The organism is Methylomicrobium lacus LW14 (genome assembly GCF_000527095.1).
GTDB lineage: Bacteria > Pseudomonadota > Gammaproteobacteria > Methylococcales > Methylomonadaceae > Methylomicrobium > Methylomicrobium lacus.
This window is the reverse complement of the sequence record NZ_AZUN01000001.1, coordinates 2,219,835-2,242,405: the sequence shown is the minus strand read 5'-3', so window position 1 is coordinate 2,242,405 and position 22,571 is coordinate 2,219,835. Positions and strand designations below refer to the sequence as shown.

22 protein-coding genes are annotated in these 22,571 nt (G+C 53.7%); 15 read left to right on the top strand and 7 right to left on the bottom strand.

The genetic code is table 11. From position 1 onward, the window contains the following. Window positions 1-57 precede the first annotated feature (57 nt). Window positions 58-690 (bottom strand): helix-turn-helix transcriptional regulator, encoded by a 633-nt coding sequence (locus METLA_RS0110135; protein ID WP_024298446.1) that lies wholly within the window; start codon window positions 688-690, stop codon window positions 58-60. Window positions 691-1,191: 501 nt separating this feature from the next. On the opposite strand from METLA_RS0110135, the gene METLA_RS0110130 reads away from it, so the two are divergent. The 8 genes from METLA_RS0110130 (at window position 1,192) to METLA_RS0110095 (ending at window position 10,856) form a co-directional block, all read left to right on the top strand. Then, on the top strand, window positions 1,192-2,049 hold the full coding sequence (locus METLA_RS0110130) for a multicopper oxidase domain-containing protein (RefSeq protein WP_245598779.1): 858 nt from the start codon (window positions 1,192-1,194) through the stop codon (window positions 2,047-2,049). Between the two features lie 17 nt (window positions 2,050-2,066). Beyond that, entirely contained in the window at window positions 2,067-3,881 is a 1,815-nt protein-coding gene (locus METLA_RS0110125; protein ID WP_024298444.1) for a YVTN family beta-propeller repeat protein, read from the top strand. A 233-nt stretch (window positions 3,882-4,114) separates the two neighbouring features. After that, on the top strand, window positions 4,115-4,522 hold the full coding sequence (locus tag METLA_RS0110120) for a c-type cytochrome (protein WP_029646581.1): 408 nt from the start codon (window positions 4,115-4,117) through the stop codon (window positions 4,520-4,522). Between the two features lie 77 nt (window positions 4,523-4,599). Then, on the top strand, window positions 4,600-4,926 hold the full coding sequence (locus tag METLA_RS0110115; protein WP_024298443.1) for a cupin domain-containing protein: 327 nt from the start codon (window positions 4,600-4,602) through the stop codon (window positions 4,924-4,926). 872 nt (window positions 4,927-5,798) lie between these two features. After that, entirely contained in the window at window positions 5,799-6,236 is a 438-nt protein-coding gene (locus METLA_RS0110110; protein WP_024298442.1) for a hypothetical protein, read from the top strand. Window positions 6,237-6,448: 212 nt separating this feature from the next. Further along, entirely contained in the window at window positions 6,449-8,044 is a 1,596-nt protein-coding gene (locus tag METLA_RS0110105) for a DHA2 family efflux MFS transporter permease subunit (protein ID WP_024298441.1), read from the top strand. Beyond that, window positions 8,041-9,630 (top strand): efflux transporter outer membrane subunit, encoded by a 1,590-nt coding sequence (locus METLA_RS0110100; protein WP_024298440.1) that lies wholly within the window; start codon window positions 8,041-8,043, stop codon window positions 9,628-9,630. The genes METLA_RS0110105 and METLA_RS0110100 overlap by 4 nt, the downstream gene beginning before the upstream one ends. Window positions 9,631-9,728: 98 nt before the next feature. After that, window positions 9,729-10,856, top strand: coding sequence for an HlyD family secretion protein (locus METLA_RS0110095; RefSeq protein WP_245598778.1), 1,128 nt, complete (start codon window positions 9,729-9,731; stop codon window positions 10,854-10,856). 71 nt (window positions 10,857-10,927) lie between these two features. Here METLA_RS0110095 and METLA_RS23525 read toward each other — a convergent pair whose 3' ends face one another. The 3 genes from METLA_RS23525 to METLA_RS0110080 form a co-directional block, all read right to left on the bottom strand. After that, a complete protein-coding gene (locus METLA_RS23525; RefSeq protein WP_245598777.1) occupies window positions 10,928-11,095 on the bottom strand; it encodes a hypothetical protein in 168 nt (55 codons plus the stop codon). Next, window positions 11,082-11,297 (bottom strand): HTH domain-containing protein, encoded by a 216-nt coding sequence (locus METLA_RS23520; RefSeq protein ID WP_024298438.1) that lies wholly within the window; start codon window positions 11,295-11,297, stop codon window positions 11,082-11,084. Before METLA_RS23520 ends, METLA_RS23525 begins: the two co-directional genes overlap by 14 nt. A 278-nt stretch (window positions 11,298-11,575) precedes the next feature. Next, window positions 11,576-12,805 carry a pyrophosphate--fructose-6-phosphate 1-phosphotransferase gene (locus tag METLA_RS0110080; RefSeq protein WP_024298437.1) on the bottom strand — a complete coding sequence of 410 codons (1,230 nt, stop codon included), beginning with the start codon at window positions 12,803-12,805 and terminating at the stop codon, window positions 11,576-11,578. A 236-nt stretch (window positions 12,806-13,041) separates the two neighbouring features. Between METLA_RS0110080 and METLA_RS0110075 the strand changes: the two genes are divergently transcribed. From METLA_RS0110075 to METLA_RS0110060, 4 genes are read left to right on the top strand one after another with little or no spacing between them, the layout of a single operon-like run. After that, window positions 13,042-14,388, top strand: coding sequence for an ABC transporter permease (locus METLA_RS0110075; RefSeq protein ID WP_024298436.1), 1,347 nt, complete (start codon window positions 13,042-13,044; stop codon window positions 14,386-14,388). A gap of 30 nt (window positions 14,389-14,418) precedes the next feature. Continuing rightward, a complete protein-coding gene (locus METLA_RS0110070) occupies window positions 14,419-14,601 on the top strand; it encodes a hypothetical protein (RefSeq protein WP_029646580.1) in 183 nt (60 codons plus the stop codon). Next, complete coding sequence (locus METLA_RS0110065; RefSeq protein WP_024298434.1) at window positions 14,591-14,851, top strand: type II toxin-antitoxin system RelE family toxin; 261 nt, start codon at window positions 14,591-14,593, stop codon at window positions 14,849-14,851. The genes METLA_RS0110070 and METLA_RS0110065 overlap by 11 nt, the downstream gene beginning before the upstream one ends. Before the next feature lies 1 nt (window position 14,852). Further along, window positions 14,853-16,457, top strand: a complete 1,605-nt coding sequence (locus METLA_RS0110060) for an ABC transporter ATP-binding protein (RefSeq protein ID WP_024298433.1) — start codon at window positions 14,853-14,855, stop codon at window positions 16,455-16,457. On the opposite strand, the gene METLA_RS0110055 is transcribed toward METLA_RS0110060, so the two are convergent. From METLA_RS0110055 to METLA_RS0110045, 3 genes are all read right to left on the bottom strand, one after another. Next, complete coding sequence (locus METLA_RS0110055; protein WP_024298432.1) at window positions 16,409-17,710, bottom strand: glycosyltransferase; 1,302 nt, start codon at window positions 17,708-17,710, stop codon at window positions 16,409-16,411. The two genes, METLA_RS0110060 and METLA_RS0110055, sit on opposite strands and share 49 nt — an antisense overlap. A gap of 81 nt (window positions 17,711-17,791) precedes the next feature. Next, window positions 17,792-18,220, bottom strand: a complete 429-nt coding sequence (locus METLA_RS0110050; RefSeq protein ID WP_024298431.1) for a secondary thiamine-phosphate synthase enzyme YjbQ — start codon at window positions 18,218-18,220, stop codon at window positions 17,792-17,794. Between the two features lie 52 nt (window positions 18,221-18,272). Further along, window positions 18,273-19,751 (bottom strand): lipase maturation factor family protein, encoded by a 1,479-nt coding sequence (locus METLA_RS0110045; RefSeq protein WP_024298430.1) that lies wholly within the window; start codon window positions 19,749-19,751, stop codon window positions 18,273-18,275. A 157-nt stretch (window positions 19,752-19,908) separates the two neighbouring features. Here METLA_RS0110045 and METLA_RS0110040 point away from each other — a divergent pair, with 157 nt between their 5' ends. The 3 genes from METLA_RS0110040 to nusA all read left to right on the top strand — a co-directional run bounded on the left by METLA_RS0110040 (window position 19,909) and on the right by nusA (window position 22,566). After that, a complete protein-coding gene (locus tag METLA_RS0110040) occupies window positions 19,909-20,277 on the top strand; it encodes a thiol-disulfide oxidoreductase DCC family protein (protein WP_024298429.1) in 369 nt (122 codons plus the stop codon). A gap of 299 nt (window positions 20,278-20,576) precedes the next feature. Next, window positions 20,577-21,062, top strand: a complete 486-nt coding sequence (gene rimP / locus METLA_RS0110035; protein WP_024298428.1) for a ribosome maturation factor RimP — start codon at window positions 20,577-20,579, stop codon at window positions 21,060-21,062. Next, a complete protein-coding gene (nusA, locus tag METLA_RS0110030; RefSeq protein ID WP_024298427.1) occupies window positions 21,052-22,566 on the top strand; it encodes a transcription termination factor NusA in 1,515 nt (504 codons plus the stop codon). The genes rimP and nusA overlap by 11 nt, the downstream gene beginning before the upstream one ends. Window positions 22,567-22,571: the final 5 nt, after the last annotated feature.

Here is a 22,571-nt window from a genome sequence, read left to right as displayed (position 1 = left end):
AAAACCTAACGTTAGGTTCTTTAGCGATGGCCTACGGGAGTCGAGAATTATTTTGCGTCATCTCTTACTGACTTTAAAATTGCAGGCGCAATCGCCTTTTGCCAAGCAACTCAACTGCTCTACTTTTTCACCCAGCAATGCCGTTATTAAGGCGAGATCGAATTCGCAAATTTCGTCGTATTGTTTAACCAGGTCATGGTAGACGCAATTATGCGCCTGGATACTGAATTCATCGGATTCGATCCGGGCATCGGCTTGTACTTCATAGCCGAGTTCATTCATGATTTTGAGCAGCTCATCGATTTTTTCATTGAGCTCGTTCCCTTCAAACCGTTTGCGCAGCTTTTCTGCCAATTTGAGCCCCAATTTTCGCATATAGCCCCTAAAACGCTCGGGGCCTATTTCCTGGCGCAAATCGCTCAGCATTAATTCCGAAAACCAGGCATATTGCTTGGGAAAATAGTTGATGCCCTTATCCGTCAGCGCATACACCGTAACCGGCCGGCCGGCGGTTTTATTCAAAGTCTTTTTTTTAATGTAGCCTTCATTTTCAAGCGCGGCAAAATGTTTTTGAACCGCGGTTCTCGAAATATCCAAAGCATCGGCGACGTTGTCGATGCACAGTCCTTTCCTGTTCTCGAGTAATAATTTAAGTATTTGATTCTGGCGAGAACTTATCTCTTGAGACATGACAACCTTCATTCGGGAAAATGTTTTTTGCAAGGATAACACAGGTGTCTTCCATGCTATTTAAAATTATAAATAATCTTATAAAACTTATAAGTTGCAAAAGTTTTTTTTGGGGTCTACACTAATTGCAACTGGAGCTTCTTTGTAAACCGGCTGCTCAACGGGTCCTCCTCATGCGACCATTGAGGCTCCAGTTACAAAGCAAGCTCGCTTGCTAGGCTTTAGAAACGCTGAAGAGGACTTGGAAAAAATTCTCGCCAGGCTCGATCGATGACGGATCGACCGTCGCTTCATTAGACAATTTTTTTGCGAAAGTCTGCAGGGATCTTTTCAGCCCTGTTTTTCCAATAGGGCAGGATGAAACGGGAGCTTCAGTTACAGCTCACTTGATAGAGAGGCATAAAAATGACAACAAAAATAGCCGTTTTAATATTCTGTGTATTTACGTTTACCCACATGGCGCAAGCCAACACGGAGTCGGGAAAAACTCACCTGATCACGATGAAAGCAGCCAAACTGGACTCTGGACAGTTGGCTTACCAGATGGTGACTCACAAAATACGCGACGCTTCCGGGCAGACCGAAGATATTACCCATCAGTATAGCACCGAGCCGACCATCCCGGGACCTGCGATCATGATGACCGAGGGAGACAAGGCGGAAGTGACGCTGGAGCAAGACATCAAGGGATCGAATGAGCCGGTCAGTATCCATGTGCATGGCGTCCATTACAAGATGGACAGTGACGGCACGATGAAAGTGTTCAATCACACTGCCGATCAGGCTGCTTTTCCGGGTAAACCTTATACCTATAAATGGACGGCAGCGCCTGGCACCGCCGGCACCTGGCCCTACCATGATCATGCCTTCGGCAATCCGATGCTGGGCGCCGAAGACAAAGGCCTGTACGGTACCCTGATCATCAACCCTAAGGGCGGCAAGGTCTCGGCGATGATCGACGGCCAGATAAAACAGGTGGATCTTAAGGACATCAAGCGCGAGTTCATCCTGTGGATGCACGAAACCACTTTCTGGGGTATGGAGCTTAACCATCTCGCCAACCGCCAAGTGCCCTTGTGGACTAACCCAACTATCGGAGCGCGTGAGGACGAACTGGTGCGTTTCCATGTCATCGGCATCGGTACGGCTTTCCACACCTTCCATCTGCACGGCCACCGCTGGATTCAACCAGGAACCTCGCATCTGGTTGATACCGTCAATATCGGTCCGATCGTGCGGGAGGCCTTCGTAATCAAGGCTGGCGAAGGGGTGGGCCCCGGCAACTGGCATTACCACTGTCATGTCCTGCAGCATATGCAGAGCGGCATGATGGGCGGTTTCAGAGTAATAGAAAATTAAAACCGGAGAATATTGCCATGACAAAAATTTCCAAATTAACGGCAGCGATTTTGATGGCCGGTTTCTCCGGGTCTTCCTGGGCGGCTCAATCGGGGGTTGACGATCTCATTCTCAGCGTGCCGGGGCTGATGCCTTCGGCGGTACTGGAAATGTCGGACGAGCCGGGCCTGTGGTTTAAAGATCCGGTCGATGGCGATGCCTTGGTGGTCCTCAAGCCCAAGCAGGCGGCGATGATCAAGATGACCGACACCAATACCGAGCATACCATTACCAGCCTCTTGTGGCCAGCGGGCGCGGAAAACTTCCCGGTCGATCAGGAAAAGCCCTCCAGCGCCAGCGTGACTCAGGCTTTCGATAAGCCGGGACTCTACGTATTTACCTGCAAGGTGCATCCTTACATGTTCGGTGCGGTCGTGGTGGACGATCCGGACACGAAAGGATTGGATATCGGCAAAGAACTGCAATTGGTGACCGGCGCCAAAGTGCCTGCCAGCAGCGACATCGCCAAGCGCCTGCTGCGGACTTTCTTCGTGGCCACCACCCCGAGCCTCTGGCGCGATTACAGCAAGCCCGAATGGGACGTCAGCCTGCCCGACATTCCGCTCAACATCGAGGGCAATACGATCAGTCTCAGCGCGCTTAGCATGACCATGCCCAATGAATTGAAAAAGCCCGCCACGCCGGGGGTCGGCGAAGTCTGGGTCAACACGCAGTTCGAGATGATCGAGGGCAAGAAAAAGGCCGGCACCGCGACACGAATTAATACGGGAGACTGGAACGTAGTCAGCAAGTTCAAGGGCGTCAAGGAAGATATGAACAATCCCCACAACATGTGGACCGACAAACGCTATCAAAATATCTATCAGACCGCGTGGTTCGATAAGAAACTGCTCACCTTCGACCGCGTCAGCGGCCAAACCTATAGCGAGGTCGTGGTCGGCGAATCGCCATCCCATGTCATCTCAAGGCCTTCGGATGACATGCTGTATGTCGCCATCAACGCCGGAGAGCAGGTGGTCAAAATGACAGGCGGCAAAAATCCGTCTGCACAGAAGAGCATCAATACCGGCCCCCATACGTCACCTCACGGCCACTATATCACCGAAGACAGCAAGTACATGGTGACCCCGAATGCGCTCGCCGGCAGCGTATCGGTGGTGGATCTAAATACCGATACGAACACCGAGATCCCGACCGGCGGCGTCATTCCAATCGCTGTCTGGGGCACGCCGAACGGTTCCACCGCTTACGCCGCCAATTTGCTCGGCACGCCTCCGCTGCTGAGTTCGCTGACGGTCATCGATATTCCCGGCAAGAAAAAACTGAAGGATATCAATCTGGCCGCGGACTACGATCCGGTGACCGGCAAGATCAGCGGCGAAGCCTATGGCCTGCTGCCGATCCAGACGCCTGTCAGTCCGGACGGCAAGTATGTGGTCACCGCCAATACCTTGAGCGCGACGGTCACCATCGTCGACACCGCCACCAACAAGGTGGTCAAGAGCCTGCCTTGCGAACCGGGCTGCCATGGCGCTCATTTCGGGATGAAGAAGGGCGGCGGCTACTACGCCTATGTGGCGAGCAAATTCGCCAACGATTTGATCGTCATCGACATGGATAAGCTGGAAGTCGCCGGCCGGGTATTGTTGTCCGATCTCAAGGACGGCAGCATCACGGCTCACAACGGTATGGGCGGTCAGGGTATCTTGCCTTTGCCGATCGTGGAGCACGGCTATCTGAAGGAAACCCTGAAGCTGTCCGGCAAAGGGGAGTTAAGTCCGGAAGTGGAAGGCTGGCTCAACGCCTTGACACCCGAGCAGAAAGGGATATAGCTGCGATAGGCGGGGATCAATCCCCGCCTTTTCAGGATCGATAAAAAATCCGTCGGTTGTTCCGAAGCAGACGAGACACCCGTTATTTTCCAAATTTAAATTGGAATTTAGAGAGATAAATACGCTCTCATATTTTGCGATAACAAGATCCAAGAGGGTAAGAATACATATCCGATGAATCGATCGTGGAGATAATACGGTGATAATCCATAACTTATTTAGGAGAGGCAACCATGAATAAAACAGCTCGTTACAATCGGAAAATGATGCCTGTCTGCGTCATGAGCATAGGCTTGGCATACATCTTTAACCCGGCTGCCTTCGCGCAACCTCCCTATACAGTCGAAGGAAACAGCGTCGATAAAGCAACTTTCAACGGCTGGAACATTTACAGAACGGAGGCTTGCGGAAGTTGCCACGGACCTACTGGCGAAGGCAACGTAAGCAATCCCAATTTACTTCACAGCATGGAAAACCTGACAAAGGAGCAGTTCCGTCGGGTTCTTATTGAAGGGCGAGGGATTATGTATTCATTCCGCGGCAATAAAATGGTAGTCGATGGCATCGACGATTTGTATGCCTATCTCAAAGGCCGTTCCGATGGCGCCATTCCCGCGGGCGATCTGAAGGAAATGAAGTGATTTCTATCCAATAGGAATAATCCGAAAGCGAAGCCAGAATAGTTAATGAATTTTTTTAAAAAGGGAAACCCATAATCATGGCAACACATCATGCAGCTCCTGGAGAAGTTGTTGATCTCGCGAATTGGGCGGGCGATCTGTCCAGCGAAAGAACCAAGATCATCGTTAAAACGGATCAAATACAATTAGCGCGTCTGGTAGTACCCAAAGGTAAAGAACTCCCCAATCATAAAATAGCGGATCCCTTAGTGGTTCAATGCATTAAAGGACAGATCGAGTTTACTGCGATGGGCGTGACACAGGAGTTACATCCCGGCCAACTGCTCTATCTTATGGCGGAAGAACCGCATTCCCTTAAAGGTATCGAAGATGCCGTCATCCTTCTGACGATCGCGTTCGCATAATAGTCAGCGATAAATTCACTCCCAGGCGAAAGGCTCCTTCCTATGATGCGTCCTGGGAAAACGCATCCTATTCAAGCCGGCAGAACACATCTATGATTCTGCCGGCTTTATTTTTCCATGAAATTAGAGCCCGGCAAAGCAGTGCCCATTTTCTGGCGGGTAACGCGCGCTTGTTTCCGCCCTCTTCCTATTTTACAGGCTCAAAAATAATATTCGATAAACCGATATTAAGTGTAAATAAAATTCGCTTGTCAAATGTAACGTTTGGATTATCATTATCCATCATGTGATTGGATAATTCTTTGTTTGTTGCGGGTCGTTGAGTAATGACTGGATTATGTCAATCGCAGATTCACTCATTGCGGCTTAAATGAAGAAATTCTTTAGTCATGACTAGCGAGGCAGACTCCAATGAATTGTAAAACTATCGATGAAAAAAAACTCATAGCGAAATTTAAAGTTTTTGTTATGACGCTTCTAATTATTAGTTTGTTGCGGTTCGCTTCGCAATGGCCGGGTTATGTTAATCGCAGATTCACTCATCTCGGCTTAAATAAAAAATTATTTAATCATGGCTAGCGAGGCAAGCTCCAATGAATTGTAAAATTTTCAATGAAAAGAAACTCATAACAAAATTTAAAGTTGTTGTTATGTCGATCCTAATTATTATCATCTATGCTAATTTTGATTTACGATTGCTGCATAAATATCCAGGCTCGTCACATTATAAAGCATTGATAAATAAAGATAGTTCTACTAGATGATGGTTTAGAAATGGCTGGGTTACGGTAATCGGAGAGGTTTTTTAAAATAAAACGTTAACGGGAAAAATCTCAGGTATTTCTGAGTTATGGCTAGCGGGGCAAGTTCCAATGAATTGGAAAGTCTTCCATGAAAATAAATTTTCAACAACACATAAAGTTATTGTGTGGATAATCCTGTCGATTATGGTTTTTAGCCAATTAGATATGGTTATTCACCTTGCGTTTGAGTCCCTTCATATTTTATTTGAAATACTGGAGTCGACTCTGGATCACTTGGTTGAACATATTTTTCATACCGATACTCGTGCTACACAGATAATAACTTTTTACCTCATGCTCATTATTGCGGCGCTTATTTTTTATATGCTGATTATCATGATATCTGCATGGTGTTGCAGTGTTAAATATAAGCTCCGCAACAGTTATCATCGGTGGAACGAAAATATTTTTGGGTTTTGGCGGACGGCATGCGTAACAAACAAAGCCAAATGGTGGGCTGTTTTTGTCGTGTTTTCCAGTATGTTGGCATTGGGTTTATTAGGTTAAGCATAAACAGACCACGAAAATCAATTAATAAATAATCAACATTCAATAGAGCCGTCCGCAATGAAAAATAAAAATATACTTGGATATTATCAAGATGTATACGCGTTGTTGAGAATAGCTAAAAATATGTCTGAAAAACGCCGAATTGCCCAAAGGATGAGGCATTATAAAAAATACACCGCCTAATAAAGCAGCCGAATAATTGAATATTCATGGCTACGACTTTTAGTGAACGCTTGCACGGCTGGCGCTTCGTCCTGTTTAATGCCGTGCTGGCTTCTGGGCATATGGCGGTTTTGTTCAATGCGGGTGCTTATATTGCTTTAATGCCTCATGTCGCCGGGGATTTGGGTGGGGTAAAACCCAGTTTTGGAACTTGGGCTCAAACCGATTTCATGATTGCCTTGGCATTGGGTTTTCCGTTAAGCCGCTGGCTTTCAGGCAAATACGGTGCTTGTGCAGTGTGGGTGGCGGCATTCGTCGCCTACGCGTCGGCGTCTTATTTGTGCGCGATCAGCGACACCCTGTGGCTATTCCTTCCGGCGCGCATTTTGTTGGGGTTAGTGGGCGGGCTCACGCTCCCGGTTGGCCAGTCCCTGCTGCTCGAAGAATATCCGGATCACTTGAAGCTGCTGGGCTTGGGGGTGTGGGGACTGATCAGCATGATGCCATTCACGATCAGTTTTTCAGTCGGCGGCATTATTGCCGACGAGTTTGGCTGGCGTTCCTTATTTTATTTAAATATCCCCGTTGCTCTCATTGTTGCCGCAATCGCCGGCGCCTTGCTTGCCGGCCGGGAATTCGAGCGTAGTTACATCCGTTTCGATGCTGTCGGTTTCGTGCTTTTAGCCGTCGTTTTGGGCGGTATTCAGACCATTCTGAATCAGGGAAACGATTTCGATTGGCTGGACTCCGCTTTTTTGCGCGTAGTCCTGGCTCTGGTCATCGTCGCTTTAATTTTATTTGTTGTCTGGGAGCTAGGCGAGCGCCATCCGGTGCTCGATATACGCCTCTTTAGCCATGGCAATTTCGTTATCGGCGCGCTCGCTTCGACCGTCGGATTTCTGTTGATCCAGGGAATCCTGTCGCTGTTTATTGTGCAACTGCAGGTCTTGCTGGGTTATTCCTCTTTTTTAGCCAGCATGGTTTTTCTGCCCATGATCCTGCTCGCCGTTCCTGTCACCCTGGCGATGCATGTGATGACCCTGGAATGGGATGCGCGATGGCTGGTCTGTCTCAATTTTCTTGGCTTCGCGGGCGTCTGGTACTGGCTCGGCCTATTCGACGATGCCGCCTCGTTCGATCAAGTATTCTGGCCGATGCTGCTGCTCGGATTCTGTCTGGGTTCATTTTTTGTGCCGTTAACCCGTTTAACCGTACACGGGTTGTCGGGCCGGCAAGAACGGCGCGCGGCCGAAGAAACCGGCCTGCTGCGTATCGTGGCGGGGGCATTCGGCATTACTTTGCAAGGCGTTTTATTTTTTCGCAGGACACCGTTCCATCAACTGCATCTTGCGGATAATTTTGGCGGAAGACGCTTCGCCTCGCTAAACCTATTGCAAGAATTTTCGCTGCGGTTGAAATCCGCCGGCGTTGCGCCGGAGGCCATCAATCATGAATTCGGGCTTTTCATAAAGAAGCAAGCGGCCATCCTGGCCATGAACGATGCTTTTTTACTGGCCGGTTATTTATTTGCGGGGCTCGCCGGCCTGATTTGGCTCGCTCCCCCGGCGTACCCTTCTGCACATCCCGGCAGACGCAAGGAGATAGAAGATATTCAAGCGGAACAATTGATGGAGGAGCCATGAGGAGTCCATTCAAACCGCGCCGATGGATACTGATCGTAACGGGCGTGGTAATGCTTGCCGTCTCGGGCTGCGCCTGGATACCCGAAGGCGAAAAGCCTGCGCGGTTTATCGAGGCGCCGTCCACGGAACACATCTCATCGCATGTCCATTTCGATAAGGCGAAGGCTCCGGCGAAACAATGGCCGAAGCCGGAGTGGTGGCGCGAATTCGGCAGCGAAGAACTCAATAGCCTGATGGCAAAGGCTTTGCAGGGCAATCCCGACCTGAAGGCAGCGGCCGCCAGACTGCGTCAGGCGCAAGCCTTGATTCGCGTGGAAGGCGCCCGCCTGCTGCCGTTTCTGGACGCGGATGCGGAGTTTGCGAATGAACGGATCTCGGAGCATGGCGTTTTTGCGGCGCTCAATCGCGAAGAGGCGGCCGGCGCCAATATTGTCTTCGGAAAAATGAATCCCTTGAGTTTGCGCTATGAGTTCGATTTTTGGGGAAAATACCGCGCGGCGCTTGAAGCGGCGATCGGCGAAGCGGCTTCCGAAGACGCGGAGATGGCCGAAACCCGGCTGCTGTTGACGACCGCGATCGCGCGTTCCTATATCCGCGGACTGGCGTTGCGCAGGCAACTCGATCTATCGCGAAAAATCGTCGAGTTGCGGAAGGAAATGCTGCATCTAGCCGAGATGCGGCTCAAACTGGGACTCGATTCCGAAGACCCGGTGGAACAGGCCGGCATCGAATTGGAGGCGGCCAACAAGCGCGAAGCCGGTCTTCGCGACCAATTGGATATTCAGAAAAATCTGCTGGTGCGGTTGACAGGGGGCGGACCGATTCCGCTGGATAAGCTGTTCGCCGCCGGGATTCATGATTCAAAAGCCCTGCAATTGCCTGCGAAGCTGCCCCTGGAACTGCTGGCCCATCGTCCCGATCTGGCGGCGGCATTGCGCCGTGCCGAGGCCGCTTCGGAGCGCATAAAAATGGCCAAAGCCAGCTTTCTGCCTACCATCGATCTCACCGCATTCGCCGGCTTCAACGCGTTGACGATGACCAAAGGCGCCAGCAGTTTAGCCAACCTGTTATTTTCAGGCGCCAGTTTCTCTTATGGCGTGGCGCCCGGCGTTCGCCTTCCCTTGTTCGAGGGCGGACGGCTGCGGGGAGAATTATCGGCTCAACTCGCCGAGTACGACGGCGCGGTGGAGCTTTATAACGATACCTTGCTGCACGCCGTGCAGGAAGTCGGGGATAGTCTCAGCAGTTGGGAGGAAACCCATTCCATATTGAAAGCTCAAGTTCGCTTGCTGTCTTCGTCACGCAAGAACCAGACGCTCGCGGAAGAGCGTTTCAGTATTGGCCTGGACGATCGCCAAACCGCGCTGAGCCGTGAATACACCGCGCTCGACCAGGAACATGCCTTGCAGGCGGTGGAAGCCGAGCATTGGATCGCCAGGGTGGATTTAATCGAAGCGCTAGGAGGCGGATACTCCAATGATCTTAAGATCGTGCAACAGAAAATCGCGCATTCTCAGGACCATCCCGAAGGTTTCAGCTTGCTCCGATGGTTGATTACCATGCCGGCAATGTTCGATAAAAAGTGAAGTGAGTTTTGTTAATGACACGTTCTATGAAAACGCATCATCAAGGTATTCGCGTCCTCCGTAAGCGTCGCTTGCAATGGGTTATTTTAATGTTGGTCATGTCGGCTTTGATTTATACCGGTTATTGGCTGTATCGCCGTGACTTGATCGTCAGCCATAATGCCTTCGTCACCGGCAACCTGATTCCGGTCGAAGCGGACGCGACCGGCATTGTGACTCATGTCTTGGTGGAGGAAAGCCAATTTGTCAAAAAAGGCGATCTTTTAGTCCGGCTTGACGAGCACCGCGCGCAAACGGCTTTAAAACAGACCGAAGGCGAACTTGGTCAATCGGTACGGGACATCGGTGCGCTTTTCCCCACGCATCGGCAAATGTGCCAAAAACTCATGGGGCGCGCCTCCAAACTGGCCCGAGTGCGCCATGATGTCGTCCGGTTTCGGCAAGGCGTACCCAGCGGCTCGGTGTCGCAGCAGGTTTTGCAAAACGCCGAAGATCAAATGGCGGCGCTCGATGCCGAGATGTTGGAGGCCAGATCCGAGCTCGAGGCGATTCAAGCCAGAATCGGCGGCACCAGCAGAGAGGATCATCCCGACATCGAAGCGGCCAAACATCGATTTATCACGGCTTACATCGAGTATACCCGTCAGCAAATTTATGCGCCGGTTTCAGGCTATGTCGCAAAACGGCGGGTCCAGATAGGCGACCGGGTGCAACCGGGCGACTCTCTGATGACATTGGTTCCATTGAATCATCTGTGGGTCGAGGCGAACTTGCGGGAAACCGAGCTGCGGCGCGTTAGGCCGGGCCAGCTGGCGGAGGTTGCCGTGGATCTTTATGGAGGCAACTACACTTTTCAAGGGACTGTTGAAGGGTTGGTGCCGGGGACCGGCAGCGTTTTCGCCTTGTTGCCTCCCGACAACGCCACCGGAAATTTCATCCATATCGTCGAGCGGGTGCCCGTCCGCATTGCCTTGCGGGAAGACGAGTTATTGAAACACCCCATTCGTCCGGGGCTCTCCACCGTTACGACCATTCATGTGGACAACACGGAAAAATCCCCCGGCGAGTCGCTCACCCAAGCTGTCAGTCAGGAATATGAAACGGACATTTTCGCTGATGAACTAGCCAAGGCCGAAGCCAGAGCGAAAGCCATCGTTGCCGGGAATTTGGTTACGCCCGACGCGGCGCTGGATTTGGATTGCGGTAGGGTAGCGCTGATAAAATGATCGGCCGACCCTGCATCGGTCGCCCCTCTTCACAAAAGCTGCCCATCGGGCGGAGATAAACAGCCCAGCGACTAGAGCTTAAGCGAGTAACCGTTCACGCCCCCGACGCGTTGGCGCAATTGAGCGATGGGGTCGCCGAAAAGGCCTTGCGACAATCTGCCGAGCAGGGCATGGCAGGTCAGAAGGCCCCACAGTTCTTCGGTGTTGAACCAGAGTCCCGGCAATTCATGGATGGGCACCCTTTTGATTGTCGTAGCGGTAGCCCTTCAATTGCCGGTCATACATGATCGGCGCGGCGAAATGAGCGCGCATGACGTCGATCAGCCGCTTGACGGTGATTTCGGAACATTCCAGCCGTTCCCGAAGCTCCCGATTGGCGATCGGCGTGCGGCGCCCGGACAGGAGTTGGTGCAGCTGGTAAATACGTTCGAAACGCTCCATGGTTGGGCAGGCTAGAGTCAAAAGTGAGCGTAATATAAACGCTCTTACGAATGCGCCTAAAAATTCTTTGTTTCAAAGACAAGGCTTAACAACCAGGCTCCAAAGCAAACGAGCGCTTTTGTTTGCGCCCCGAACGAGGACGATGGCGTGTTGGTCTTGATTTTGTTGCGGTTACGCGCAGATGCTTGCGGACACTTAGGAATATCTAAATCCCAGTATAAGCGGCTGGATGGTGGCATAGACCTGCCCGGTTTATCGGGCAGGTCTGGGTGAGGAGCTTAATGCGCGCTGCTGACCTTCTTGCCCTTGGTCTGGCCGATTTCGCCCAGGGCTTTTTCGAACCAATGCGCATCGATGTCGAACGGCTTGCCGCCCTTGATGCGCGGGAATTCGATCGCGCGCAGCACGTTGCCGTTGTCTTCGTCATGGCCGATCACGCCGGCCTCGCGGCGCATCGCGCATTCGACCGCGAGGTCGGCGCAGGATTTGATCAGGCGGATGTCTTCGGCGTTCGCGGCGGACGCGCGCGCGAAATAGCCGGATTTTTGCACCAGCGTTTTTTCCGCGCCGATCATCTGTGCGAATTGCTCGCCGAACCATTTGCCCGGATTGACCGCATCCAGTTTGATGTGGCCGAACGCATCGCGCGGCACTTCCTGGCCTTTCGCTTGCATTTCGGCGACGATCGCTTCGACGCCGGCGCCTTCGGAGACGAAAATGTTCACGCAGTCGACGGTGTCCATCACTGCGCGGAGACGCTTCGCTTCGGCGGCCAGGTCAACGTGCATTTCCGGCACGAAAATGCCGTGGACTTCGTAGGTGTCACGGCTCAGGCCGAGATCCGGCAGCCATTCGGCGCGGTCGAGGAGCTTCCGGTATTCCACTGCGGTCGCGGCGGTCAGCCAGCCGCAGCTGCGGCCCATCACTTCGTGCACGATCAGCATGCGCGGGTTCGAATTGTTTTCCGCGACCACGTTCCAGAAATAACGCGCGCCTTGCTCGGCGGCGGTCCATGCACCCAAAGATTGCTTGATCGGGAACACGTCGTTGTCGACTGTTTTCGGCAGACCGATAACAGTCAGGCCGTAGTTGTTTTGCGCCAGGAACGCCGCGAGGTCAGCCGCCGCGGTATTGGTGTCGTCGCCGCCGATCGTGTGCAATACGTCGACGCCGTCTTTAACCAATTGGTCGGCCGCGACTTTTTGCGGGTCCTGACCTTCCTGAACCAGGCCGCGCTTCACGCAGTCCTTCGCGTTGGTCAGTTTGACGCGGCTGTTGCCGATCACCGAACCGCCGAATTTTTGCAACAGGCCGGCGTTGTCGCGCACCGCCTGGGTGACCTTGTAATAGTCGCCGAGCAAGAGGCCCTTGTAACCGCTGCGGTAGCAGATGATTTCGATCGACGGATCGATTTCATTGTAGCGCTCGATCAGGCTGCCGATCGCAGAGTTAAGGCAAGGGGCCAGGCCGCCGGCGGTCAAAATTGCAACTTTTTTAGGTTTGTTCATGTGCGTTTTTATAATCATTGATGGTTAAAAAATGCGTGGGTAAGGCGGCGACTCGGTGCCGGCTTACCCTTAGGTGCCCGCGTCATTCTGTCGGATACGGTTCACCGGGTTAACCGGTGAATTTTATCATAGAACCGGAAAATATCCCGGCATTATCAAAATGCCGCGACCGGCCGTAAATTATGGGAAAATAACGGCAGCCAACGCTTTCCCTTTTCACACCGCAGGTTGTTTGCATGATCGTTTTATGGACCGACGCCTTGATCTTTCTGCTGATCGCGATGATGATCGGCCTGGGAGTCACGATTCGCGGCAAGGAGCATTTCAGGCGTCCGCTCCGTCAAATCGCCGCGAGCCATAGCGGCATGGTATCCTTGATCGTACTGCTGTTCTTCATCGTGATCGGACTCGCCGATTCTATCCATTTCAAGGCCTCCGGCGATGACGGCAACGATGTGATCAGTGTGCTGGACACTTGGGCCGCGCCAATGCGCCGGCATGGCGAAAAAACCTATTCGGCGCCGTTTTCGGCATTCGGCTACGGCAAGGAAATGGTCACGGAGGACGACGGCACGGCGCATTGGGACTATCCGCGCCTGAAATACGGCGGCGCGCATTTGAGCGATCCCGAGACGCAGCTTGCCGCCGATATACTGAAAAAGGGTTTATACGGCCTGTTCCAGGGCGCGAGCCTGTGCGCGTTTTTTGGGCTCATGCTGTGGGGCATTTTTGCCGCGCGGCAAAAGCCATTCCTGCATGGCTCGGGCCCGGGCAGGAGCACGCTGGCGGTCGGTTTTGCGATCGTGACGGTCGGCTATGCGCTGTGTTATTTGTCCCTCTATTATCATGTTCTGGGCACCGACAAGGTCGGCGAGGACGTGTTTTATCAGACGATTAAAAGCATCCGCACCGGCCTCGTGATCGGCACGCTGACGACCTTGATCATGCTGCCGATGGCGATTTTTTTCGGCATCCTGGCCGGTTTTTTTCAGGGCTGGATCGACGATCTGATCCAGTATATTTATACGACCCTGAACTCGATCCCCGGCGTCTTGCTGATCGCGGCGTCGATCCTGATGGTACAGGTGTACATGGCGAATCATGAGGAAGCCTTCACCAGCGTGGTCGTGCGCGCGGACATGCGGCTGTTGTTTCTGTGCATGATCCTCGGCGTGACCAGCTGGACCGGCCTGTGCCGGCTGCTCCGCGCCGAAACGCTGAAACTCAGGGAAATGGAATACGTGCAGGCGGCCAGGGCCTTGGGCGTCAAACAGGGCGCGATACTGGCGCGGCACATCCTGCCTAACGTGATGCACATCGTCTTGATCTCGGTCGTGCTCGATTTCAGCGCGCTGGTCTTGGCCGAGGCGGTATTGTCCTACATCAACATCGGCGTCGATCCGACGACCTACAGTTGGGGCAACATGATCAACGGCGCGCGTCTGGAGATGGCCCGCGAGCCGGTCGTCTGGTGGTCGCTGACCGCCGCCTTCGTGTTCATGTTCATTCTGGTCCTGGCGGCCAATCTGTTTGCGGATGTGGTGCAGGATGCGTTCGATCCGCGGCGAGCCGGCAACGGATAATCTCTCCATAAAATGGTGCGAGGTAAAGCTATGGCAAAACAATATATTACCGATTCGGAAGGTCACAAAATATCGGTCATTTTACCTATTGCTGAATATGAGCAACTCATGGAGGATTTGGAGGACGCGATGGATGCCTGTGCGGCGTTGACCGAAGCCAAGCGCGATGGATTCATTGACTGGGAAGATATTAAGGCAAAGCATGGCTTATAAGATCAAATTTACGCCAGCCGCCGATAGACAATTTGCCAAGCTTATCCCAGAACGAAAACGAGCTATTTCCGACGCTTTAATGCGCTTGGCTGAGAATCCGCGTCATCATGGCGTCATTAAATTATCCGGTGAACATGATTTATATAGGGTCAGAGTCGGTAACTATCGGGTCATTTTTCAGATAGAAGACGATGTGCTTTATGTCGTGGTTGTAAAAATCGGTCATAGAAAAGAAATATATAAGAGCTAGCATGACGAATCCGCTATTGTCTGTTCACAGTCTCAGTGTTGCCTTCAATCGCCATCAAAAGGTCGTCGATAACATCAGCTTCGCGATCAATCCAGGCGAAACCTTCGCGCTGGTCGGCGAATCGGGTTCCGGCAAGTCGATGACCGCGTTGTCGGTGCTGCGTCTGCTGCCGGATAACGCGAGCATCGAAGCCGAAGCGATCACCCTGAACGGCGACAATCTGCTCGAACATTCGGAGCTGGAATTATGCAGGGTTCGCGGGCGCCGCATCGGGCTGATCTTTCAGGACCCGATGTCGTCTTTGAATCCGGTCATGACGATCGGCAGTCAGATCGCGGAAGTGATCGAGAGCCATTTTTCGCTGTCCAAGGCCGCCGTGCAGGCGCGCGTGCTGGAATTGCTGCAACAGGTCGAGATTCCTCAGCCGGAGCAGCGGATCAACGATTACCCGCATCAACTCTCGGGCGGCCAAAGGCAGCGCGTGATGATCGCGATTGCGCTGGCGGGCAAGCCGGATCTGTTGATCGCGGACGAGCCGACCACATCATTGGATGTGACGATTCAGGCGCAAATCCTCACGCTGCTCAAAAGCATTCAGCAGCACACCGGCATGGCGCTGTGGCTGATCAGCCACGATCTGGCGCTGGTGTCGACGATGGCGGACCGGGTCGCGGTGATGCAGCGGGGCCAGATCGTCGAGTCCGGGGCGCTGCCGGATTTTTTCCACCAGCCGAAACATCCCTACACACAAAAGCTGCTCAAGGCCTTGCCGTCGATGCAGAGTTGCCTGAAACATCAGGCCCAGGCTGCGCCGCCGCTGCTGAAGGTCGAGGATTTTCGCTGCTACTATCCGATCCGTAAGGGCCTGTTCAAACGCGTGGTCGATCATGTGCGCGCGGTCGACGGCGTCAGTTTCACGATTCCGCGCGGCACGACCTTGGCGCTGGTCGGCGAATCCGGCTGCGGCAAGACCACGCTCGGCAAGGCCTTGTTGAATCTGATTCCGGGCGGCGAGGGACTGGTCAAGCTCGATGGCGTCGATCTCGGGCAATTGAGCGGGGAAGCGCTGCGGCAAAAGCGCGCGGACATGCAGATCGTGTTTCAGGACCCGTTTTCGTCGATGAATCCGCGCATGCTGGTCGGCGACATCGTCGCGGAAGGCCTTCGCGCCCTGCATCCTGGCATCGGCAGCGAGGCCAGGCGGGAAAAGGTCCGGCAGCTGCTCGAGCAGGTTGGTCTTCCGGCCGATGCGGCGCTGCGTTATCCGCATGAATTCTCGGGCGGCCAGCGCCAGCGCATCTGCATCGCGCGCTCCCTGGCGGTGAACCCGAAGCTGATCGTCTGCGACGAGCCGACCAGCGCGCTCGACGTGTCGGTGCAGGCGCAGATCATCGAATTATTGAAAACCTTGCAGCGCGAAAGCCAGGTCAGCTATCTGTTCATCACGCACGATCTGGCGGTCGTTGCCGAAATCGCCGACGAAGTCGCGGTGATGTACCGAGGCAAAATCGTCGAGCATGGCGAGGTGAAGCAGGTGCTGATCGAGCCGCGGCATGACTATACCCGCAAGCTGCTGGCCGCCGCGCCCGTGCTGGCGGCCGGTTGACACTCAAATTTCTCCGTCAGTAACGCGATGGCTCTGGCAACGCCATCATGCGTTTGCATTTGCGCTCCGATGCGCTGGGCTTGTTCTCGATAGCAAGGTTCTGACAGTATCTTCCCAATTGTCTGCGCCAAGGCTTCAGCTGTTACGCTTTTTGCCGGTAACGGTTTGCCGGCCACGCCTAAGGACTGAAGCTGCCTCGCCCAGAACAATTGCTCGTCCATGAACGACACCACCACGGATGGACAGCCTGCGCGCGTCGCCGCATGGGTCGTGCCCGCGCCGCCATGGTGCACCACGGCGGCACAACGTGCGAATACCGGTTGATGCGGATGTTTGCCGATAAAATAGACATCGCCTTGTTGGCTGCCTGCCGGATAATGGGCGGAACTGGTTTGGATGATGGCTCGGCAAGCGGATTTTTCCACGGCCTGCAAAAATAGGCCCATGCTCCATTCCGGTACCGCCTGCTGCAAACTGCCAAAGGTCATATACACCGGTGCCGGTCCCGCTTCCAGAAAGGCCGACAAGGATTCGGGCCACCGCCAGCGCCGGGTATCTTCGGTCAAATTGAGAAAACCGCAACTTTGATGAAATGCGGACCAATATTCGCTGCCCCGGCAAAACACCGGATCGACCGCCACCAGGTTCAATTGCTGCGAGGTTAAGAGTTCGCTGAGCATATTGGCGGGCGGTGTTAAGCCTGCCTCTCGCCATAATCGCGTCAGCGGTTGTTTCAAAACCCAGTTGAAAATCGCATCCAGCAGTTTCCAGCTGATCGGATTGAGGCATTTACCCAAATCCGGAAAGCTGAACGGCGGCAAGACCGGATTGGGAATGGCGGCATGACAGAAAGTCACGCTGTAAAATGGCTTATGTTGCAGTAGCGCCGCCAGTTTTAGCGGGTAAAGAAAATGATGGCCAATCACGCAATCGTTTTCGGCCACGAGGGCCTCCGCGGCTCGATAGATTAACGCTTCGGTCGGAAAAAAGGCTTCATCCAATAAAGCCCGGAGCCATTGCAAAGGATTCATCCGAAACGAGCGTTCGGCAAAATCTTCCATATCGAATGCGATGTGTTCGGGGACTTGCCGGTAGCCGATGTGCATTTGCTCGCAGATCGACTGGTAGCTTTGATTGTCGATGCTGCTGACCACCAGCGTGACCTGATGCCCTGCTTTTTGCAAGCCATCGGCCAGCGCCAGCAAGGGCCGGATGTCGCCATTGGAACCCCAAGTTTGAATGCCGATTTTCATAGTCGATGTCTTCCTGTCCGATCATCACCGCAACAGCCAACCCATTCATGACCGCATGCCGGCGATTATTTTATTAAACGATTATTCAACCGACTCGCCTTGAAGCGTCACCACCAGCTCTCGGCTTCCGCCATGGTTCCTGTGCTCGCACAGATAGATGCCTTGCCAGATACCTAGGTTCAGCCGTCCATGGGTGATCGGAATATTCAAGCTGCAGCCCAGAATGCTGCTCTTCAGATGGCTGGGCAGGTCATCGCTGCCTTCATAGGTATGCTTGTAATAAGGTTCATCCTCCGGCACCGCGCGGTTAAAGAAACTCTCAAAGTCCTGCCTTACCGTCGGATCGGCGTTCTCGTTAATGGTGAGCGAGGCGGATGTGTGCTTGATGAACACATTCAGCATGCCCACCGATACTTTCTCTAGCTCCGGAAGCTGCCTGAGGATGTCTTCCGTTACCCAATGAAAGCCGCGCGGTCGGGCTTTGAGCCGGATTTCTTTTTGTATCCACATCGAGGCGGTCCCTCACTGAAAAGGCGCATGATAGCATGGCCTGAAACCCAAGCTAACCGAATTCAGGATGGGGCGGCGGCCAGTATTGGCCGATCGCTTCGCGCTGCCAGAGTTGGCCGGTTTGCGTGCGTTGCTCCGGCGTTGCATAGGCATACCGGTACAGCATCGCGCGCACAAAAACCGGCGGACGGTCCGGAAAAGGATTCGTGCGCAGCAAGGCCAGGACGGGCGGCGATCCTTCCTGCAAGCGCGCCATGAACGCCGCAAACCACCCATCGAGCCTGGGGTTTTCGAGCGCGGCAAACCACAGTTGCCAGTCGAGCCGGGGCTGATGCGGAATGTTCCAGCGCAGATTGCGGGACAGATCTCCGGGCTTATCGTTGAATTCGTAAGCCTTCCAGGTCTTGCCGTCGTCGGAGCCCTCGATGATGATCTCGTGCCGTTCGGTATTCATCACCCCAAACGGGCCGTATTGATTGATCACCGCGAAATTCGAGGTCGTCAGCACCCAGGAGCGGAAGATTTGCGGGGTCCGACCTTGGGTGTTATGCATCCAGGCCGTAAGCGCGCAGACAATCAGCACGAAGGCGGTCCATGATCCTGCGATAAGATGCGCGGCATCGCCCGGACGCGGCTGCTGTTGCTGAATATGGGCGACCAGGCGCGCAGGCAGTCTGCCGGCCAAGTCCCGGTCGTCGAACAGCCAAATGCACAAGAGGATCGTCAGCAGGTTGAAGAAATTATAATTGCCGGTCAGGATGATCGCGCTTTGCAGGCCGATAAAGCTCCATGCGGCGAACAGGCGGAAAGGGTGCGGCAGAAACACGAAAAACGGCACGATCAGTTCAAGCCAAAGCACGCCGGCCACGCAAAGCTTGTGAAACCAAGACGGCAGGAAATACGCGTAGTAGGCCAAGGGCGTGGGCAAGGGTTCGGTCAGGTAATGATAATTCAGCGCGGTCAGCTTGGCCCAGGCCGGATCGCCGCTCGCCAGCTTGACCACGCCGCCCATGAACATGAAGCGCGCGATCAGCCAGCGGTACAGAAAAACGTTGAACCGCGAGCCCCAGCTCAAAAAGATGCCGATAAACCCGGATTCGAGCAAGAACACGTCCCACTGAAACGAGAAGAAATCCTGCCCGGCGACCGTGACGGACAAATACAGCAGATAGCAGAGGATCAAGGCGGCTTTCTGCGCGATGTTCAGCAGCAACAGCAAGGACGCTGCGATGCCTGCATAACAGACCAGCTTGAGCGCCGGATCGGAAGCCGCGAGCCAGAACAGGGTCGGGAATTCGAAATAGCCGGCGCTGCCATAAATCGCCGCCATCTCCGTGAGTTTCGCCTCGATCGGCAGGATGCCCTGAACGCCGATCAAACCCTCGATTTGCACCGACATCGAGGCGAACGCGGCCAGATAAATCAGCGCCAGACCCCGCAGAAAAAGCCAGTTGACGAGCGCAAAAGGCGGCTCGGAGGAATCCGGTGGGTTCAGTCGGCGTTTGATTGAGTCGGGAACACGCAAGAGCATTCTGGGTTCAAAGAAAGATAAAACGCGTCCGTGGGAGCGACGCCTACGTCGCGATTAAAACTTGCAAGTCGCGACGTAGGCGTCGCTCCCACCCCGTTCGCCTATCGATTTTCACGGTAAAGGCGGCGGTCGGTTAGTCAGCAGGTAGAAATCGATTATGCAGCAAAATAAAGTCACGGTCTATTACGACGGCGCCTGCCCGAAATGCATTCGCGACCGGCAAAATTACGAGAAACTGTCGGGGGACACCGGTGAGCAGGTCTGCTGGTTCGACATTACCGGTCAGGAAAATCGGCTGCGGGAACTCGGCATCGATCCCGAGAAAGCCTTGACGGAACTGCATGTGCAGGATGCCGCCGGGCGGATTCATGCGGAGCTCGACGCGTACATTCTATTGATGCGCAAAGTGCGGCTACTCAGGCCGTTGGCCTGGGTAATCGGCTTGCCGGTGATCCGGCCGCTGTTGGCGCGTCTCTATCACTGGCAGGTGAACCGGCGCTTGCGGAAGAGAAGAATTTTGCTTTAAAATCAACAATGATCTTTCGGTGAAGTTGCCGCGGTATTTTTAGGTTAACGGCGCAAAACACTTTGAAAGTTATTAAGCCTGTGGTATATTAATGCCTTTAGGATATTCCAGTGAGTTATCCTAATAGCAGGGGCTCGTAAAAGGTTGTTGGTTCGGATCCAGCCCCCGCTACCACTTACACGGAAGCCCCTTTATGGGGTTTTTTATTTTCTGGGCTCCGGTTTTGTGGTTGTAGCATTTGCTTGTCAATGTGAAGAGCCCTGGGCTCTTTTTTTTTGTGCGGTGAAAAGGTAGGAAAAATGAAGCAGGCTCCCGAACATTTGGTTGCCTTAATCGAGCCGGTCGTGGAAGGCTTGGGTTATGAATGTGTCGGCATTGAATATCACCCACATCCGCGGCATGGTTTATTAAGAATCTATATCGACAGTGACAACGGCATTTTGGTCGAGGACTGTTCGAAAGTCAGTCATCAGGTCAGCGGCGTGCTCGATGTCGAAGATCCGATTCCCGACAATTATCAATTGGAAGTGTCCTCGCCGGGGGCAGACCGGCCGTTTTTCAAGCTCAGTCAGTTTGAACGCTTCACCGGCAGCACCGTGTTGGTGAATCTGTTCAAGGCGATCGGCGGACGCAAGCGGATTACCGGTCTGATCGAAAAGGTCGAAGAAGATATCATTACACTGACCGAAAACGGCCAAACTTTTGAAGTGCCGTTTTCGGCGATCAGTAAGGCGCGTCTGGTGCCGGACTATTTAATCGAAAAAGGAGTACGCAGTGGCAAATAAAGAGATTTTGTTGGTCGTGGATGTCTTTTCCAACGAGAAAGCGATTGAAAAAGAGGTTGTCTTTCAGGCGATGGAATCGGCACTGGAAATGGCAACGACCAAACGCTATGCCAATCCAATCAAAGCCCGCGTCGAGATCGATAGAAAAACCGGCGATTATAAGACTTATCGGCAGTGGGATGTGGTCGCGCCGAATAGCGAAATCAACGGCGATGTCGAATTTCCGGGCACGCAGATATTGATCGATGTCGCGAAGTTCGACAATCCGAATGCCGAGGTCGGCGATGTGGTCGAGGAAGAGATCGAATCGGTCGACTTCGGTCGTATTGCCGCGCAGACCGCGAAGCAGGTGATCATTCACAAGATCCGCGAGGCCGAGCGCAAGAAAATCGTCGATGCCTATCAGAGCCGAGTCGGCGAACTGATTACCGGCGTCGTCAAGCGCATCGAAAAGGGCAGCGTGTATCTGGATCTGGGCGGCCATGTCGAGGCTTATATTGCGAAGGAAGAGATGATTCCGCGCGAAGCGGTGCGCGTCGGCGACCGTATCCGCGGTTATTTGAAAGATGTTCGTTCCGAGCCGCGCGGCCCGCAATTGTTTGTCAGCCGGACCGCGCCGGAATTGTTGATTGCGTTGTTCCGCCTGGAAGTGCCCGAGGTCAGCGAAGGCATGATCTCGCTGATGGGCGCGGCCCGCGATCCGGGTTCGCGCGCGAAAATCGCGGTCAAGAGCAACGATCCGCGTCTCGACCCGGTCGGCGCCTGCGTCGGCATGCGCGGATCGCGCGTGCAGTCGGTGTCGAACGAACTGGCCGGCGAGCGTGTCGACATCATTCTTTGGAATCCGAACGAAGCGCAATATGTGATCAATGCGATGTCGCCGGCCGAAATTCAGTCGATCGTGGTCGATGAAGACCGGCATTCGATGGACTTGGCGGTCAGCACCGACAACCTGTCGCAGGCCATCGGCCGCGGCGGCCAGAACGTGCGTCTGGCGACGCTATTGACCGGTTGGGAACTGAACGTGATCGATGCGTCGAAAGCCGAAGCGAATAGCGAAGCGGAAGCGATGAAGATCAAAGATATGTTCGTCCAGGAACTCGATGTCGATGACGACATTGCGATGACCCTGGTCGAGGTCGGTTTCAATACGATCGAAGAGATCGCCTATGTACCGGTCAGCGAAATGCTCGAAATCGAAGGCTTCGATGAAGAATTGGTGAACGAGTTACGTAGCCGCGCGAAAGATGTGTTGTTGATCAGCGCAATCGCGGCCGAGGAAAAAATTGAAACCAACGAGCCAGCCCAGGATCTTTTGGAGATGGAGGGTATGGACGAGGATCTGGCTTATGAATTGGCCAGCCGCGGTATAATCACGATGGACGATCTGGCGGAGCAGTCGATTGACGATTTGCTGAGCGTACCTGAAATGAATGAGGATCGCGCGGCAAAGTTGATTATGAAGGCGCGAGAGCCCTGGTTTTCAGAAGAGAAAGGCGAGTAAGGCAG